Here is a 15,829-nt window from a genome sequence, read left to right on the forward strand (position 1 = left end):
AGGAGTCCCTTTTCATGGGCAACAAACTTTACGTCGGCAACCTGCCTTACTCGGTTCGTGACGGCGATCTGGAACAAGCCTTCGGCGAATTCGGTGCTGTGACCAGCGCCAAGGTCATGATGGAGCGCGACACCGGCCGCTCCAAAGGCTTTGGTTTTGTGGAAATGGGCAGCGACGACGAAGCGCAAGCCGCGATCAACGGCATGAATGGCCAGCCTTTGGGCGGCCGCAATGTGGTCGTGAACGAAGCACGCCCCATGGAAGCGCGTCCTCCCCGCTCAGGTGGTGGCGGCTTCGGTGGTGGTGGTGGTGGCGGCTTTGGCGGCGGTCGCCGGGAAGGCGGCGGTGGTGGTTACGGCGGTGGCGGCTACGGCGGCGGTCGTGAAGGCGGCGGCGGTGGTTATGGCGGCGGCCGTGAAGGCGGTGGCGGCTACGGCGGTGGCCGCGAAGGTGGTGGCGGTTATGGCGGCGGCGGCCGTGGCGAAGGTGGCGGCGGTGGTTTCCGCAGCCCCTACGGCGCAGGCCCTCGCGGCGGTGGCGGTCGCCGTGAAGGTGGTCGCGAAGGCGGTGGCGGCGGCTACGGCGGCGGTTACTGATCGCGCAATGGCTTGGGCTGATCACTCAGCCCCAACATGTCCAAGGCCCTGCATTGCAGGGCTTTGTCGTTTCTGGCGTTTGTTGAGTGCTTGTTTGAGCGCTGGCCCAGGTCGGCCTGGTCTCGGGTTGGGGTGCCCCATCCGCGAGGGGGCGAAGCCGATATGCCCTCAGGGGGTCTGACGTGGCGGCAAAACCGCGCGCACCCGGCCCTGCAGCTCGTACTGGCCGCTGCGGGTGTCGAAGTTCAGGGTTTGGGCGCTGAACACGTCCGCGCCGCGGGTGATGCGCACGGGTTGGTCCGAAACCAGGCGCTCTTCTTCCAGCCAAGCCGTGAGTGTTTCGCCGCGCAGCTCGACGCGCGGGCTCTGCGCATCGGCCTGTCGCACCGCGATCGCATCCCCGCTCAGGGTCACCTGTTGTTCGGCTTCACGGGAAATGCCTTTTTTCGCCTGGGCCGTCAGGCGTGTGCCCGCCTCGTTTTCGGCCAGGATGCGCACGCCCTCGATGTGCAGGCTTTGGGTGGCCGGAAAGTGGGTGGCGCTTTGGCCGCTGATTTCGCGGGTCAGTCGGCCTGAAGCGTCAAAGGATTTGACCGTGAATTGATCGAGCCGAAAATCCGGGTCCTGGCGCAGCTGGGGATCGATGCCGGGCGGCATCAACTCGGGCACGCTGCGCACCAGCCACCAGCTGCCCAAAGCCAAAATGGCAAACAGGAACAAGGGCAGGTAAATTGTGAACCGGTCCAGGGTGCGGCGCACTCGCGTGAACAGGTTCATGCCGATGCGCCCGGGTGGTCGTGCACACCCACTTGTGCGAGCAAGGCGGCGTAGTGCCCGCCCGCCACCAGCAGCAAGTCACAAAAGGCGCGGGCAGCGCCTTCGCCGCCGCGCTCGGCGGTGGTGTGGTGAGCCAGCGCTTTGGCCTGGGCATGGGCGTTGGCCGGGGCGCAAGCGAAAGCGGCGCGTTGCATCACGGGCAAATCGGGCCAGTCATCGCCGATGGCGGCCGCTTGCGCCCAGCTCAGGTTCAATTCGCTCAAAAAGGCCTCGGCTGCCGGGCGCTTGTCTTCGGTGCCAAATCGGGCGTGGGTGATGCCCAGCGCCTTCAGGCGCAGGCGCAGCGGGGCCGAATCGCGGCCGGTGATGACCACGGGCGTGATGCCCGCCTTTTGCAGCAGTTTCAGGCCCTGGCCGTCCAGCGTGTTGAAGCGCTTGAGGGTCTCGCCGCTTTCAGAAAAATACAGCCCACCATCGGTCAGCACGCCGTCGATGTCGAAAAACGCCACACGAATGCCTTGTGCTTGCAGCAGCAATTCGGGCGGGTAGTGCAGAGCAGGTGTCAGGGCTTGCATCTCAGATCACCTTGGCGCGCATCAGGTCGTTGGAGTTGATGGCCCCGCACAGCAGGCCCTGCGCATCCACCACCAAAATGCTGGTGATGCGGTGCAGCTCCATCATCTCGGCGGCTTCGACGGCCAGCGCGTCGTGGCGGATGGTGCGCGGGTTGGGGTGCATGACGTCCCGGGCACTGAGGCTGCGCAGGTCCACGCCTTTTTCAATGAGGCGGCGCAAATCACCATCGGTGAAGACGCCCAGCACACGGCCATCGGCATCGGTGACCGAGGTCGCGCCCAGGCCTTTGCTGCTCATCTCGCGCATGAGGGCGGTGAATTCGGCATCTGGTCCGACTTGCGGCACATCGGCGCCTTTGCGCATCACATCGCCCACATGGGTGAGCAGCTTGCGGCCCAACGAACCACCTGGGTGCGAGCGGGCAAAGTCTTCCGGTTTGAAGCCCCGGGCGTCGAGCAGGGCCACGGCCAGCGCGTCGCCCATGGCCAGCTGGGCGGTGGTGCTGGCGGTGGGGGCCAGGTTCAGCGGGCAGGCTTCTTTGTCGACCGAGCAGTCGAGCACCACGTCGGCGTGGCGAGCCAAGGAGGACTGCAGGCCACCCGTCAACGCGATCAGGGGCACACCCTGGCGCTTGAGCACGGGCAAGATGGCCACCAGCTCGTCGCTTTCGCCGCTGTTGGAGATGGCCAGCACCACGTCCACGGTTTTGATCATGCCCAGGTCGCCATGGCTGGCTTCGCCGGGGTGCACAAACATGGCCGGGGTGCCGGTCGAGGCCAGTGTGGCGGCAATCTTGCGACCAATGTGACCGCTTTTGCCCATGCCGGTGACCACCACGCGGCCTTGCACGGCCAGCACCATGTTCACGGCCCGGACAAAGCGCTCGTCCAGCCGGTCTTTCAGGCGGAGCAAGGCGGTGGCCTCGATGTCGAGGGTTTCGCGGGCGAGCTGCAGGGTGTGGTCGGGATGGGCAAGCATGGCCTCATTTTATCGGGCGGCGTGTGGTGCCCCACTCCGGATCTGCCTGAGCCCGCACCTCGGGGTGAATGAATCGACTGGAGCGCCCAGCAGGTCACACACGCTTGTTACCATTGACGCATGAGTGCTTTGGAGTTGACCCTGTTGTATTTGCTGGCGGCCGTGCTGGGCGTGGTGGGCTGCCGCATGCTCAAGCTGCCGCCCATGCTCGGCTACTTGGCGGTGGGGGTGGTGATTGGCCCCAATGCGCTGGCGCTGGCACAAAACTCCGAGGGCGTTCGGCACTTGGCCGAATTCGGCGTGGTGTTTTTGATGTTTGTGATCGGGCTGGAATTCAACCTGCCCAAGCTGCGCTCCATGCGCAAACATGTGTTTGGCCTGGGTCTGTTGCAGGTGCTATTGACGCTGGTGATCGTGACGGTGTTTTCCTTGTTTGTGGCCACCTTGGCCCCTACGCTGTGGAAGATGGAGTGGCAAACCGCGCTGGCGCTGTCGAGCGCCATGGCCATGAGCAGCACAGCGATCGTGATCAAGCTGGTGGCCGACCGATTGGAGCTCGAGTCCGAGCACGGCAAACGGGTGGTGGGCGTGTTGCTGTTTCAGGATTTGGCGGTGGTGCCCCTGATCGTGATGATCCCGGCCCTGAGCGCCCCCGCCGACCAGATGCTCACGGCCTTGATGATGGCCGCGCTCAAAGCCACGGTCTTGATCACCTTGCTCATGACAGGCGGGCAGCGCGTGATGCGCTGGTGGTTGACCCTGGTGGCGCGGCGCAAAAGCGAGGAACTGTTTGTGCTCAACCTGCTGCTGGTCACGTTGGGGCTGGCCTGGATCACCGAGCTGGCGGGCCTGAGCCTGGCGCTGGGGGCGTTCATTGCGGGCATGCTGATTTCAGAGACCGAGTACAAGCACCAGGTGGAGCTGGACATCCGGCCTTTCCACGACGTGTTGCTGGGCCTGTTTTTCATCACCATCGGCATGATGCTGGACTGGCACATTGTGGTCGAGCGCTGGCCTCTGGTGCTGATCCTGACCACCTTGCCGGTGTTGTTCAAGCTGGTGCTGGTGACGGCGCTGGCCAAGTTGACGGGTGCGCCCAATGGGGTGTCTCTGCGCACCGGCTTGTACCTGGCGCAGGCGGGTGAATTCGGATTTGTGCTGCTCACACTGGGGGCACAGAGCAACATCATCCCGCCAGCCTTGCTCAACCCGGTGTTGGCCAGCATGGTTTTGTCGATGATGGCCACGCCTTTCATCATCATGCACAGCGACCGCATCGTGCTCAAGGTGGTGGCCAGCGAGTGGTTGCAGCAGTCCTTGCAAATGACCACCATCGCCCGCAAATCGATCAACACCAGCAAGCATGTCATCATCTGCGGCTACGGGCGTTGCGGCCAGAACCTGGCCCGTATGCTTGAAAAGGAAAACATCCCTTACATGGCGCTCGACTTGGACCCCGACCGGGTGCGCCAAGCCGCTGCGGCCGGGGATTCGGTGGTGTTTGGCGATGCCGCACGCCTGCAGTCACTCATGGCCGCAGGCCTGGCCCGCGCCAGCGCAGTGGTGATCACCTATCTGGATGTGCCCGCTGCCATGAAGGTGCTGGACCACACCCACAGCCATGCGCCGCAAGTGCCGGTGATTGTGCGCACCAAGGACGACCTCGATCTGGAAAAACTGCAGCTGGCTGGGGCGACCGAGGTGGTGCCCGAGGCGCTGGAGGGCTCGCTCATGCTGGCCAGCCATGCGCTGGCCCTGGTGGGCGTGCCCATGCGGCGCGTGATCCGCATCGTGCAAGACCAGCGCGACGCCCGCTACAACCTGCTGCGCGGTTACTTCCATGGCGCAGACGACGACACGCTGGACGAAATCGACCACGAGCGTTTGACCACGGTGGGCCTGCCTCTGGCCTCCCCCTGGTTGGGAAAGCGGGTAAAAGACCTGGCCTTTCACGCCATGGGCGTGCGTGTGGTGAACCTGCGCCGCGCCAATGGCCAACCCGAAACCGTGAACGACAACACGTCGCTGCATCCGGGCGACACGCTGGTGCTGTCGGGCAAATCCCAAACGCTGGCAGTGGCCGAAGAAAAACTCTTAAGAGGTTAAAGGCATGGACGATTTGAACGTCAACGATTATTTGAAAAGTCACATCCGCACCGTGCCAGACTGGCCTGCGCCGGGCGTGCAGTTCCGCGACATCACGCCGCTCTTGCAAGACCCACGCGTGTTCCGAGTGCTGATCGACGCCTTTGTGCACCGTTACATGCACCCCGCCTTGCGGCCTGACGTGGTGGCAGGTCTGGATGCGCGCGGCTTCATATTGGGCTCGGTCGTAGCGTACGAGCTGGGGCTGGGTTTTGTGCCCATCCGCAAAAAAGGCAAACTGCCCTTCACCACGGTGGAAGAAACCTACGAGCTGGAATACGGCAGCGCCACCGTGGAGCTGCACACCGATGCCGTCAAGCCCGGTCAGCGCGTGCTGCTGATCGACGACCTGATCGCCACGGGCGGCACCATGATGGCGGGCAAAAAGCTGCTCGAAAAGCTGGGCGCGTCGGTCATCGAAGGCGCAGCCATTGTGGATTTGCCGGAGCTGGGCGGATCTGAGCGCATCCAAGCCAGCGGCTTGAAGCTGTTCACGCTGGTGTCTTTCGAGGGGCATTGAGGATTGAGGCAGCCCCTGCTGCGCGCTGTCACCCCCGGCGCTGACAAGCCAAGCGGACCGTTTTAAGCTGGGTGTTTTCCACTTGGCCCAGGACCGCCCCATGAGCACACCCTCCACCCCACCAGCGGCCGCCGACGACCGCGTGCCTTACGCCAAACCCCAACCCTGGGGCATGGCCCCGGACATGGTGGTGCACGACGTGCAAACCGAAGACGAGCGCCTGTGGGCGCCTGTCGCCCCCGGCATCTGGTCGCGCCCGCTGCACCTGAACGTGACGGGTGGCTTTTATGTGCACCTGCTCAAAGTCAAGCGCTCGGGCTTGCTGCAGCGCCACCGCCATTCCGGCATGGTGCACGCGCATGTGCTGCGCGGCAAATGGCTGTATCTGGAACATGACTGGGTGGCCGAAGAAGGCAGCTATGTGTTCGAACCCCCGGGCGAGACCCACACACTGGTGGTGCCCGACGACTGCCAGGACATGGTGACGATGTTCACCGTGCATGGTGCTTTGATGTACGTGGACACCCAAGGCAATGCCACCGGCTACGACGATGTGTTCACCCGCATCGAGAAATACCGCGCCCACTTTGAGGCGGTGGGGCTGGGCGCGGATTACGTGAAGACCTTCATGCGATAAGCACCGACCTTTCTTAGCCCCCCGCCCCTTGTGCAAAAGGGGCGGGGGTTGAAAGTTCAGACCGAAGCTGTTCAGGATTTAACGCTCAATGGTGCGGTTCCAACGGGCATTCCAAGTGGGTCGGTTTTCGTTGATGACCGACCAATCGAGCACCACCGCTGTTTTCATGTAATCGGCAAATTGCCGGAGTTTCAATTTGGCATCGTCGCCCACAGCAGGTGCTTTGGGGTTGGACGGAATTTGATTGCCATGCTCCAGTCCAGCCGCTTGCGCAGAAGCTGACAACAGGTGCTCGGCCAACTTTTGTGCCAAAACCGGCTCGGAGTTGTTGGCGATCACACACTGGGCCACCATGAGCACAACAGAGCCTTCTTTGGGTTGTGCGTATTCAACGGCAATGCCTTTTTCCTGCAAAGTCGCCACGCTCGTGGGTGTCAGGGGCGCGATGGCTGCTTCGCCGTTCTGGATCATTTCAGCCAATTTGGCCGAGCTGGGGATGTACTCGAGGACATTGGGGCCAATCGATGATTTCCATGCACCGAAGCCGGGCTCCACATTGGCCTCGGTGCCGCCTTTGATGCGGTTGAACATCAAGAAACCATGCAGACCAAAGGAAGATGAGGGCATGGACTGGAACACGACCTTGCCCTTGAATTTGGGATCGGCCATGTCCATCCAAGAGGTGGGGGCGGCCCAGCCTTTTTCAGCAAACATCTTCTTGTTGTAGGCCAGCCCGGTCATGCCCATGGTCACGCCAGCGGCAATGTCATCCTTGAAACGAGCGGTGGGAAAAATCTCATTCAAAGCCGGGCTGGGTTTGAGTTTTTCACACAGGCCCATGCCAGCGGCGCGGATCATCACGCCATCGTCGAGGAACATCACATGCATCTGAGGCTTGTCTTTGTTGGCCTGCGCCTTGGCCAAGATTTCGGAAGAGGTGCCAGGCACCACCACCACCTTCACATTGTTGGCCTTTTCAAAAGCTGGAAACACATGGCTTGTCCACGTTTTCTCCATCACGCCGCCATTCATGCCGATGTACAAGGTTTTGGTTTGGGCCTGCGACAAGCTCGGCGTCAAGGCCGCGAGTGCTACGGTGAGGGCGCAAAGGGGCGTTTTCACAGAAAGAGTGGATCGCAACAAGGGGGTCATGGTAAGTCTCCTGGGGTTGATGTGACGGACAAAGGAAAGGCAGAAAAACGGGCAATGGAAAACGCCTCAATGGGCGTGGTCGAGCGGCCGTGACAAACCAGTTCGGCCAACACCTCACCCACAGCGGGGCCGGTTTGAAAACCAGCGCCTGCGAAGCCAAAAGCGTGAATCAAGCCGGGCGTGGTCTGGCTCAAGCCAATCACCGGCTCGTGGTCTGGCAAGTAGCCTTCTGTGCCACTCCAGGTGCGGATCACATGGGCATGCCGCAAGCGGGGAAGCAATTCAACCGATCGGGCCAGCACCAGGCCAATGGCTTCGCGTGAGGGACTGGCCCGCAGGTCATCCAGGGCAAAACCACGCGAGCCACCGATCACGCAATTGCCTCTGGGCGCTTGTCTGGCGTAGATGCCACCGCCTTCCACACCCAGGCTCAAGTTCATGAATGTTGGCAGGGGTTCGGTCACGGCCATCACCGGGTGTGCCGATTCCATGGGCACGGGTTCGTTGAATTGGGCGGCCACTTGCCCTGCCCAGGCCCCTGCACAATTGAGCAAATGGGTGCTGCCAATGCGAACACCCGTGTTCGTCTCCATCTCGAAACCACTCGGTGCATGAACGATGCGCACACAAGAAGTTCTCTCCATGATCACCGCACCCGCATCTTGCGCGGCCTTGGCAAAAGCTGGTGACACCAAACGGGGGTTGGCGTGCCCATCTTCAGCGCACAAAGAACCGCCCACGATGCGTTCGCCCAGCCAAGGGTAGGTTTTGCGCAATGCATCGCCCCCGATGGTCTGCAAATTCAGGCCATGCGCTTGACACTTCTCGCGGTACGCTTGCAGCGAGGCCATGTCCGCTTCTGTTCGGGCGATCTTCAGATGCCCGGAGCGAATGTATTCGCCTTCGATCCCGATCACTGCGGGCAAGCGTCCCCAGATTTCGTGGGCCCGCTGAGACAGGGGCAGCTGCACCAGCGAGCGACCTTGGCGGCGCACGCCACCGTAGTTCACTCCGCTTGAGCGTGATCCACACACATCCCGCTCAAGGAGCACAACCGACTTGCCGTGTCGCCTCAAAGCCAAGGCAGCGGAGGCCCCGACAATGCCGCCGCCCACGATGGCCACATCAAAGTCTTGTCTGCGGCTCATGCAGGCCCCTCGGTTTGGGCGCTGAGCGTGTTTTCAAACGGAATGGGTTTGATGGGCGCTTGCCCACGCAAACGGCCCACCTGCGAGGGCGATTGCTGTGTGCAATGCGCCAGCAACTCGGCTGCGGCGCACCCACACATCCGCCCCTGGCAGCGCCCCATGCCGACGCGCGAAAAAGCCTTCAAACGGTTCAGCTCAAGCGCCCCCGATGCTTTGGCCGCGTTGCGAATGTCTCCGGCTGTGATCTCTTCGCAGCGGCAGATCACCACTGCATCCGAGGTCAACGCGGGCCATTGGTGCGGCTCGGGAAAGGCCTTGGTCAAACCCGCCCCAAAAGTCTTGCGTCGGGCCATCATTTTGTCCAGCGCCTCGATGCGTGCTTTTTCATCTTCGCTCAGCACCAGTCCTTGATCGCTGAGCAATGCCCACGCCGCCCGTTCACCAGACCATTGCGCGGCATCGGCACCCTGAATGCCCGCCCCATCGCCGGCCAAGTAAAGCCCTGGTACGGAGGCGCGGCCAGCGCTGTCTTTGGCAGGCAACCAGGCCCTGTCGGCCTCGTCATAGACCCATTCACAACCCAACAAATCGGCCAACTGCGTTTCGGATCGTAAACCGTAACCCGTGGCCACGGCATCACAAACAAGGCGGTGTTCGCCTTGTTTGTCGCGCCAGATCAACCGCTCTACCGATGCCTTGCCCAGCGCTTGCACCGGCAACGCACCTCGGTGAATCGGCACGCCATGCGCCATCAGCCAAGCCACGTAATACACGCCTTTGGACAGCATCGATGCCTGGGCCGTCAGCTCAGGCAACGCGCGAAGTTGATCGCTCCACTGGGCACTGTCCAAAATGGCCGCCACCTGCCCACCCGCTTTGGCGTATTGGTAAGCCACCAAATAAAGCAGCGGCCCCGTGCCCGCAAAAACCACTTGACGGCCAATGGCGCAGCCCTGAAATTTCAGCGCCACTTGAGCGCCGCCCAAGCTGAAGACGCCCGGCAGTGTCCAACCCAGGAAGGGCAAGATCCGGTCGGTGGCCCCGGTGGCCACCAGCAAGGCCCCATAGGGCAAGACCGATGTCTTGCCCTCGTGCAGCAAATCCAGGCAAGCCGCTTGTGCATTCCACACCAAGGTGTTGGGCCGGTAATCAATGTGCGGCAACAAGTCCTGCATGGCCTGGAGCACAGCCCCAGCTTTGTCCGACTCAAACCCGTAAAGGGCCTTTGGGCTGCGCTGAAAATGTGCAGGCGGTTGGCGGAAAATCTGGCCGCCGTGGCGAGCGTTTTCATCCAGCACCACCGGGCGCAAACCTTTGCGCACCAGGGTTTGCGCAGCCAGCATGCCGGCCGGTCCTGCGCCCACAATCACAGGGGGTGACTGAAGCTTGTTCATGTTTTCACCACCAAGCGCATCCCTGACTCAATCAGGCGCAGACAACTGCGCAGCCGGGCACCGTCTTCTGTGGCGACCCAGCAATCCTGGCAAGCCCCCATGACACAAAACCCCGCCCGCAGGGTACCGGATTGATCGCTTTGGCCCAGAGCGCGACTTTGAGTCAGCAAGGCGGTCATGATGGTGTCACCTGCCAACGCCTCGCAAGCTTGGCCATTGAGAAAAAAACCCAGCGTCTCACGCTCGGTCTCGGCCAGTCTGACCCACAAACCTGAGCCTGCGCAAGGTTCTTGTTTCATTTGCCACCCAACAGTATTTTGTCCAGACCATACAGTCGGTCCAAGATGACCATCACCCCTGCGGTCAAAGCCACCATCAACGCCGATACGGCAGCCATCAAGGGGTCGACCGACTCCGTGGCGTACATGTACATGCGCACGGGCAAAGTCACCGTGGCTGGAGAGGTCACAAAAATAGACATGGTCACCTCATCAAAGCTGTTGATGAAAGCCAGCAACCACCCACCCGTCACGCCGGGCAAGATCATGGGCAAGGTCACGCGCCTGAAGACCGTCATCCGACTCGCCCCCAAAGACAAAGCGGCATGCTCACAGTGCTTGTCCATGCCCACAGCCGCTGCCAACACCAGGCGCAAGGCATAGGGGGTGATCACCACCACATGCGCCAACATGAGCCAATAAAAATTGCCTGTCGCGCCAATGAGTGTGAACAGCCTCAAGATGGCCACACCCAACACCAAGTGCGGCACGATCAAAGGTGAAAGAAACAAGGCATTGAGTGCGTCGCGCCCTTTGAATTCATAGCGTGAAATGGCCAAGCCAGCAGGCACGGCCACCAGCGTGGACAAGCTGGCTGCACCCAAAGCCAGCCACAGACTGTTCCAGAACGAAGTGACGAAATCAGGGTGCTCAAACACGGCCTTGAACCAGCGCAATGAATACTCAGTGGTCGGAATCGTCAAGGTGTTTTCAGGAGTGAACGCGACCAGGCAAACCACAATCAATGGCGCCAGCATGAAGACCATCACCAGTGCGTTGAACAGCTTTGCAAGCCCGCCATTGGAGGTCATGCCACCCCCATTGATTTTTTGTAACGGCCTTCCAGCACGCGGTTGTAGCTGAGCATGACCACCAGATTGGCCACCAGCAAAATCAAGGCCAAAGTGGCCCCCAGCGGCCAGTTCAGTTCGTGCAGGTATTCGTCATAAACCACAGTGGCCACCATTTTCAAACGCCGCCCTCCCAACAAACCCGGAATGGCAAAAGCACTTGCACACAAGCCAAACACGATCAGACAGCCCGACAGAATCCCGGGCATCACCTGTGGCAACACAATGCGACGCACAGCAGTCCATCGCGATGCCGACAAAGACAGCGCCGCCTGTTCGACGCCCGGATCGAGCTTTTGCAGTGAGGTCCAGATCGGAATGATCATGAAAGGCAGCATGACGTGCACCAAGGCAATCACCACGGCCCACTCGGTGTAGAGGACTTTGAATGTGCCCAGGCCCGCAAAGTTGAAAAATTGGCTGATCACGCCTCGCGGCCCCAGCAGCATGCTCCAGCCAAAGGCCCTCACCACCACAGAAATCAGCAAGGGAGCCAGTACCACCAGCAAACACACCGTGCGCCATGGGTCACGCATGCGGCTCAACACATAGGCCTCAGGGGCACCGATCAGCAGGCATATGGCGGTCGTCACGGCAGACACCCAAAACGTTCGCCAGAAAATTTCAAAGTAATACGGGTCGGTCAGCACTGCCACGTAATGGGCCAAGGTGTACGCGTCTTTGACCCCCGTGTTGTAGTCAAAAACGTGGAATGACAGAATGCCCGTCATCAACAAAGGCAGCAGCAACAAACCACAAAACAGCAGCAAAGCCGGTGCCGACAGAAACCAGGGTGTCCAGCGCCCCGGCCTGTTCATGGCATCACCCGCATAGCGGCATCGGACCAATTCAGACCGGTGATTTGCCCCTCTTGGAGGGGCAAACTTTCGTTGTTGGCACAGGTCACGGTCAGCAGTCCAAGCGCTGTGTCGATCTGGTAGAGCCATTGGCTGCCCAGGAAAAACCGCGCCTTGACAGTCCCCTCCAAACGGCCCGTGCCGGGTGCAACGCACAGAATTTTTTCGGGTCTCACGCTGACCATCAACGCCTGCCCTTCTGCCCAGACGCCACCAGCGACTGGGAGCTTCAAGCCTTGCATGTCTATGAAGCAATCTCCCTCGTTGACTTTGACTTGGCCATGCAAAAGGTTAGCTTTGCCAACAAATGTGGAAATGAAGGGTGTCTGAGGGTTTTCGTACAACGCATACGGTTTGTCGATTTGCGTGACGCGCCCTGCTTGCATGACCACCACCCGGTCGCTCAGCGACATGGCTTCGGTTTGGTCATGCGTGACCATGATGGTGGTGGTCCCCACTTTGCGCTGGATTTGCCGCAATTCAAACTGCATTTCTTCACGCAGTTTGGCGTCCAGGTTGGACAAAGGCTCGTCCAGCAACAACACTGGCGGCTCAATCACCAAAGCGCGAGCCAAAGCCACCCTTTGGCGTTGCCCGCCCGAGAGTTCCCGGGGGTAGCGCTGCGCCAAATCGCTCAGGTGCACCAAAGCCAAAGCCGAGGCCACGCGCTGAACACGTTCGGCCTTGGCCATGGAGCGCATCTCCAAGCCAAAACTCACGTTTTGGGCCACCGTCATGTGGGGAAACAGCGCATAGCTTTGAAACACAATGCCCAAGCCGCGCGTGTTCGGGGCTTTGTGGGTGATGTTCTGGCCATCCAGAAAAATGTCACCTTCGCTGGCTTCTACAAAGCCGGCCATCATTTGCAGCGTGGTGGTTTTGCCGCAGCCCGAAGGCCCCAGCAGGGTGACGAACTCGCCTTTTTCAACGCTCAGGTTCACCTTGTCGACGGCGCATTGCGTGCCGTAAAACTTGGAAAGATTTGTCAGCGTCAAAAAAGACATTCACCACACTCCTGTGCCCGCTGGCCTGGCTTTGGCCTTTGCAAATATGGACGACGGACATTGACAAATGGTGTTTGAATCAGGCGATGGCGTCAACAGGGTATTTCATTAAATGATAAAAGTATTTATTTAATTCCATTCAGTCGAATTAAATCCATAAAATTTCTTCAAAACTTCGGATCATCAACATGACAACACCACAAATGGGATCAGGCGTGCTCGAACGCGCCTTCGCCATCATTGGCCATTTGTCCCAAGCCCAGCGCGAGGGAGCAAGGGTGACCCAAATCGCCAAAGACATCGGTTTGACGCAAGCCACCGTGCACCGCACTTTGCAGGCGCTCATTGCCCAAAATGTGGTGGAACAAGATGAGCGGACCAAGCATTACCGCTTGAGCATTGAGTTTTTTGTATTGGCCGCACGAGCAGGCAATCCATCACATTTGCGCGACCTGTGCCGCCCACTGCTGCTGCGTCTGTCGGCCAGTTTGGGTGACACCCTTTTTTTACTGGCCCGCAGCGGTTTCGATGCGGTGTGTATTGATCGAAGCGAAGGTCCTTTTCCCATCCGGTCGTTCACGGGCGACATTGGCGGCCGAGTGGCCTTAGGGGTGGGGCAAGGCAGTTTGGCCATTCTGGCTTTTTTGCCCGAGGCCGAACGCGAAGAAGTGATCCGCTTCAATGTGCCCCGTGTTCGCGAACTGGGCACACTCGATGAGGTGTACCTCAGGACCGAAATTGACCGGGTTCGGGCCCAAGGTTATGCCGACACCAACTCGGGTTTGCTCGAAGGCATGGCCGGTGTGGCGGTTCCTGTATGTGACCGCGATGGCCACGCGGTGGCGGCCATCAGCGTCGGAACGATTTCAGCTCGCCTGAACGATCAGCGGCTGCCCACTGTGGTGGAGCTGCTCAAAAAGGAGGCACAACGTGTTTCCCCGCACATCAACCCCTTTGACCCCACATTGCGCAGGCCGCTGTCTTGTCTTGCGGCCTGGATGCCCAATGGCTGAATGAGGAATCTGTGGGATGGATCACTTACAGCGGCTTTTTGAGCCAGTGGGCAATCTCACCCACAATGCCCCGGCGAAAAGCCAGCACGCAAATCACAAAAATCACACCCTGGATGATGGTGACCCATGCACCCAGCTGGGCCAGGTAGTTTTGCATGCTCACGATCACAGCCGCACCCACCACCGGGCCAAACAAGGTGCCCAAGCCACCCACCAGCGTCATCAGCACCACCTCGCCCGACATGGACCAGTGCACGTCTGTCAGCGAAGCCAACTGGAACACCAGCGACTTGGTGGCACCGGCCGTACCCGCCAATGCGCCAGAGATGACGAAGGCAATCAGCTTGTAGAGGTCGGTGTCGTAGCCCAGCGAAATGGCGCGGTCCTGGTTTTCGCGGATGGCTTTGAGGATCTGGCCAAAGGGCGAATAAATGATGCGCCAGATCAGGGCGAAACCCGCCAAGAAGATCGCCAGCACAAACATGTACATGGCCGAGTTCTCGGACAAATCAAACACACCAAACAACTTGCCGCGTGGCACCGACTGGATGCCGTCTTCACCGCCCGTGAAAGGCGTTTGCAGATAGAAGAAGAACACCATCTGGGAAAACGCCAAGGTGATCATGGCAAAGTAAATGCCTTGACGGCGAATGGCCAGCATGCCCGTCACCAGCGCCAGTAACCCAGAGCAAGCGGTGGCAAACAACACGGCCAGCTCCGGGTTCCAGCCCCAGACTTTGGCCGCATGGGCAGCGGCATAACCGGCCGTGCCCAAAAACATGGCGTGGCCAAAAGACAGCAGGCCACCAAAACCGATCAGCAAGTTGAAGGCGCATGCAAACAAGGCAAAGCACATGACCTTCATCAGGAAAATGGGGTACACCCAGATGGGCGCGATGACCAGAACCAGCACCATGATGGCAAAGGCCACCCACTGGTGGGTGAACGACTGGGTCTTGAGTGTGGGGGTCGAGACAGTGGTCATGGTCTTATTTCTGGGTGCCGAACAACCCGGCAGGCTTGATCAGGAGAACAATGGTCATGATGATGAAAATCACCGTGCTGGAGGCTTCGGGGTAGAACACCTTGGTCAGGCCTTCGATCAGGCCCAAGCCAAAACCGGTGAGGATCGCACCCATGATGGAGCCCATGCCGCCGATCACAACCACCGCAAACACCACAATGATGATGTCAGCGCCCATGGTGGGGTTGACCTGGTAAATGGGCGCGGCCATCACACCCGCAAAAGCAGCCAAGCCCACGCCGAAGCCATAGGTCAATGTGATCATGCGCGGGACGTTGATGCCAAACGCCTGCACCAGGCTGGGGTTTTCAGTGGCGGCGCGCAGATAAGCGCCCAGCTTGGTCCGTTCGATCACGTACCAGGTGGTGAAGCACACCACCAGCGAAGCCACGATGACCCAGGCGCGGTACTTGGGCAGGAACATGAAGCCGGTGTTGTAAGCACCCTTGAAGACTTCGGGCACCGGATAAGGCATGCCCGAAGAGCCGAATTCGTGTCGGAACAAACCCTGAATGATCAAAGCCAGACCGAAGGTGAGCAGCAGGCCATACAGGTGGTCCAGCTTGTACAGCTGCTTGAGCATGGTGCGCTCAATCAGCATGCCGGTGGCACCCACCAAAATGGGCGTCACGATGAGCGACACCCAGTAGTTGATACCCAACTTGGTGAGCGACAGGTAGGCCACGAAGGCGCCCAGCATGTACTGGGCGCCGTGGGTGAAGTTGATGATGTTCAGCAAGCCGAAAATCACGGCCAGGCCCAGCGAGAGCAATGCGTAAAAAGAGCCGTTGATCAGCCCGATCAGCAATTGCCCAAACAGGGCTTGCGATGGTATGCCAAAGATTTCCATGGTGATGTATCGACTTGCTTGAACAAAGG

General features: G+C 60.1%; 17 protein-coding genes. 5 read left to right on the top strand and 12 right to left on the bottom strand.

Features of this window, described 5'->3' with window-relative positions; translation table 11 throughout:
- The first annotated feature begins 14 nt into the window (after positions 1 to 14).
- Positions 15 to 596, top strand: a complete 582-nt coding sequence (locus tag QZ190_RS06595) for an RNA-binding protein (protein ID WP_291914921.1) — start codon at positions 15 to 17, stop codon at positions 594 to 596.
- A gap of 168 nt (positions 597 to 764) precedes the next feature.
- Here the strand turns inward: QZ190_RS06595 and lptC are convergent, their stop codons facing one another.
- Genes lptC through QZ190_RS06610 form a run of 3 tightly spaced genes read right to left on the bottom strand, consistent with a single transcriptional unit; the run spans position 765 to position 2,927 of the window.
- Positions 765 to 1,373, bottom strand: coding sequence for an LPS export ABC transporter periplasmic protein LptC (lptC, locus tag QZ190_RS06600; protein WP_291914923.1), 609 nt, complete (start codon positions 1,371 to 1,373; stop codon positions 765 to 767).
- The gene (locus QZ190_RS06605) at positions 1,370 to 1,948 is read right to left on the bottom strand and encodes an HAD family hydrolase (RefSeq protein ID WP_291914925.1); all 579 of its coding nucleotides are present in this window, start codon (positions 1,946 to 1,948) and stop codon (positions 1,370 to 1,372) included. The genes lptC and QZ190_RS06605 overlap by 4 nt, the downstream gene beginning before the upstream one ends.
- A gap of 1 nt (position 1,949) precedes the next feature.
- Entirely contained in the window at positions 1,950 to 2,927 is a 978-nt protein-coding gene (locus QZ190_RS06610; protein ID WP_291914927.1) for a KpsF/GutQ family sugar-phosphate isomerase, read from the bottom strand.
- Between the two features lie 120 nt (positions 2,928 to 3,047).
- Between QZ190_RS06610 and QZ190_RS06615 the strand changes: the two genes are divergently transcribed.
- From QZ190_RS06615 to QZ190_RS06625, 3 genes are all read left to right on the top strand, one after another.
- A complete protein-coding gene (locus QZ190_RS06615) occupies positions 3,048 to 5,033 on the top strand; it encodes a monovalent cation:proton antiporter family protein (RefSeq protein WP_291914929.1) in 1,986 nt (661 codons plus the stop codon).
- A 4-nt stretch (positions 5,034 to 5,037) separates the two neighbouring features.
- Positions 5,038 to 5,592, top strand: a complete 555-nt coding sequence (locus tag QZ190_RS06620; protein WP_291914931.1) for an adenine phosphoribosyltransferase — start codon at positions 5,038 to 5,040, stop codon at positions 5,590 to 5,592.
- A gap of 100 nt (positions 5,593 to 5,692) precedes the next feature.
- On the top strand, positions 5,693 to 6,229 hold the full coding sequence (locus QZ190_RS06625; protein ID WP_291914933.1) for a 2,4'-dihydroxyacetophenone dioxygenase family protein: 537 nt from the start codon (positions 5,693 to 5,695) through the stop codon (positions 6,227 to 6,229).
- 78 nt (positions 6,230 to 6,307) lie between these two features.
- On the opposite strand, the gene QZ190_RS06630 is transcribed toward QZ190_RS06625, so the two are convergent.
- The 7 genes from QZ190_RS06630 to QZ190_RS06660 are packed head-to-tail and all read right to left on the bottom strand — an operon-like array spanning position 6,308 to position 12,913.
- A complete protein-coding gene (locus QZ190_RS06630) occupies positions 6,308 to 7,381 on the bottom strand; it encodes an ABC transporter substrate-binding protein (RefSeq protein ID WP_291914935.1) in 1,074 nt (357 codons plus the stop codon).
- Entirely contained in the window at positions 7,378 to 8,529 is a 1,152-nt protein-coding gene (locus tag QZ190_RS06635) for an FAD-binding oxidoreductase (protein ID WP_291914937.1), read from the bottom strand. The genes QZ190_RS06630 and QZ190_RS06635 overlap by 4 nt, the downstream gene beginning before the upstream one ends.
- Complete coding sequence (locus tag QZ190_RS06640) at positions 8,526 to 9,923, bottom strand: FAD/NAD(P)-binding oxidoreductase (RefSeq protein ID WP_291914939.1); 1,398 nt, start codon at positions 9,921 to 9,923, stop codon at positions 8,526 to 8,528. Before QZ190_RS06640 ends, QZ190_RS06635 begins: the two co-directional genes overlap by 4 nt.
- Positions 9,920 to 10,222, bottom strand: a complete 303-nt coding sequence (locus QZ190_RS06645; RefSeq protein ID WP_291914940.1) for a (2Fe-2S)-binding protein — start codon at positions 10,220 to 10,222, stop codon at positions 9,920 to 9,922. Before QZ190_RS06645 ends, QZ190_RS06640 begins: the two co-directional genes overlap by 4 nt.
- On the bottom strand, positions 10,219 to 11,013 hold the full coding sequence (locus QZ190_RS06650) for an ABC transporter permease (protein WP_291914941.1): 795 nt from the start codon (positions 11,011 to 11,013) through the stop codon (positions 10,219 to 10,221). The genes QZ190_RS06645 and QZ190_RS06650 overlap by 4 nt, the downstream gene beginning before the upstream one ends.
- Positions 11,010 to 11,870 carry an ABC transporter permease gene (locus tag QZ190_RS06655; RefSeq protein ID WP_291914942.1) on the bottom strand — a complete coding sequence of 287 codons (861 nt, stop codon included), beginning with the start codon at positions 11,868 to 11,870 and terminating at the stop codon, positions 11,010 to 11,012. Before QZ190_RS06655 ends, QZ190_RS06650 begins: the two co-directional genes overlap by 4 nt.
- Complete coding sequence (locus QZ190_RS06660) at positions 11,867 to 12,913, bottom strand: ABC transporter ATP-binding protein (RefSeq protein ID WP_291914943.1); 1,047 nt, start codon at positions 12,911 to 12,913, stop codon at positions 11,867 to 11,869. The genes QZ190_RS06655 and QZ190_RS06660 overlap by 4 nt, the downstream gene beginning before the upstream one ends.
- Before the next feature lie 188 nt (positions 12,914 to 13,101).
- On the opposite strand from QZ190_RS06660, the gene QZ190_RS06665 reads away from it, so the two are divergent.
- The gene (locus QZ190_RS06665; protein WP_089961299.1) at positions 13,102 to 13,926 is read left to right on the top strand and encodes an IclR family transcriptional regulator; all 825 of its coding nucleotides are present in this window, start codon (positions 13,102 to 13,104) and stop codon (positions 13,924 to 13,926) included.
- Between the two features lie 25 nt (positions 13,927 to 13,951).
- On the opposite strand, the gene QZ190_RS06670 is transcribed toward QZ190_RS06665, so the two are convergent.
- Both QZ190_RS06670 and QZ190_RS06675 read right to left on the bottom strand, forming a co-directional pair.
- Positions 13,952 to 14,911: a branched-chain amino acid ABC transporter permease gene (locus QZ190_RS06670; RefSeq protein ID WP_291914948.1), complete on the bottom strand. Its 960-nt coding sequence runs from the start codon at positions 14,909 to 14,911 to the stop codon at positions 13,952 to 13,954.
- A gap of 4 nt (positions 14,912 to 14,915) precedes the next feature.
- On the bottom strand, positions 14,916 to 15,800 hold the full coding sequence (locus QZ190_RS06675) for a branched-chain amino acid ABC transporter permease (protein WP_090139828.1): 885 nt from the start codon (positions 15,798 to 15,800) through the stop codon (positions 14,916 to 14,918).
- Positions 15,801 to 15,829 lie beyond the last annotated feature (29 nt).

The sequence above is a fragment of the Limnohabitans sp. genome (genome assembly GCF_017848645.1).
Lineage (GTDB): Bacteria > Pseudomonadota > Gammaproteobacteria > Burkholderiales > Burkholderiaceae_C > Limnohabitans_A.